Source organism: Gillisella terrae (genome assembly GCF_004801395.1).
Classification (GTDB): domain Bacteria; phylum Pseudomonadota; class Alphaproteobacteria; order Rhizobiales; family Rhizobiaceae; genus Allorhizobium; species Allorhizobium terrae.
The window spans coordinates 1-429 of record NZ_SSOA01000033.1 but is presented as its reverse complement, the minus strand read 5'-3'; the positions used below and the strand labels follow the sequence as shown (position 1 = coordinate 429).

1 rRNA gene is annotated in these 429 nt (G+C 48.0%); it reads right to left on the bottom strand.

Going from position 1 to position 429, the window contains the following annotated elements:
- Positions 1-206, bottom strand: a 16S ribosomal RNA gene (locus E6C51_RS20020); the annotation flags it as partial.
- Positions 207-429: the final 223 nt, after the last annotated feature.

Sequence of the window (429 nt, the reverse complement as noted above, 5' to 3'; positions counted from 1 at the left end):
AACGCGGGCTCATCATACCCCGATAAATCTTTCCCCTTACGGGCGTATACGGTATTACTTCCAGTTTCCCAGAGCTATTCCGTAGGGTACGGTAGATTCCCACGCGTTACTCACCCGTCTGCCACTCCCCTTGCGGGGCGTTCGACTTGCATGTGTTAAGCCTGCCGCCAGCGTTCGTTCTGAGCCAGGATCAAACTCTCAAGTTGAGAATTCAATCTAGACTAATCACTATGTTCTGAATCGACGAGAACTCACTCGATCAAACCAAACATCATCAAACCGCATCACTGCAATCCAACAACAGTTCAATCTGGTGTTCTCATATCAAAACGTGACCGTCATTGTCTTCTATCAGCGAAAGCATCTCTGCTCCCACCAACGCAAAACCGCCGTCCACGTTTCTCTTTCTTCTCATCTTCAATTGTCAAA